Genomic DNA, 556 nt, shown 5'->3' with positions numbered 1-556 from the left:
CACAAACTGGAGCTGGTTATTGACAATGCTGACCGTGCCCTGGCCCGTGACGGGATTCCCGTTGCTATCGACGATCTGCACGCTGTCGAGAGTGAAGTTGGCCGGATTATCATTGTGATCCGCGTCCGTGTCGTCGGCCAGTACGTCAATGGTCAGGGTTTCATTCTCATGGCCTGTGGCGGTATTGGCTGTCGCCACCGGCGCATCGTTAGTGCCGGTCAGCGTAATGGTGGCCGTTGATTCAGACGTGAGCCCCTCGTCATCAGACATCACATAGCGGACAGTGACAGTAGCCGTGTCACCACTGGCAAGGCTGTCGAAATCCGTGCCCGGAACAAACTGCAGCTGGTTGTTGACGACGCTGACCGTGCCCTGGCCACTTAATGGATTCCCGTCACCATCCACGATCTGCACACTGTCCAGGCTGAAGTTGGCGGGGTTGTCGTTGTGATCCAGGTCCGTGTCGTCGGCCAGTACGTCAATGGTCAGGGTTTCATTCTCATGGCCTGTGGCGGTATTGGCTGTCGCCACCGGCGCGTCATTGGTGCCGGTGACT

1 protein-coding gene is annotated in these 556 nt (G+C 57.9%); it reads right to left on the bottom strand.

The window, feature by feature from the left end:
• Nucleotides 1-556: Ig-like domain-containing protein (locus AC27K1_RS21660; protein WP_487152876.1), on the bottom strand; the 556-nt coding region annotated here is incomplete at both ends.

The sequence above is a fragment of the Kistimonas ophiarachnellae genome, from assembly GCF_057552235.1.
The sequence above is the reverse complement of the archived record's forward strand: the minus strand, read 5'-3'. Positions and strand labels throughout refer to the sequence as shown.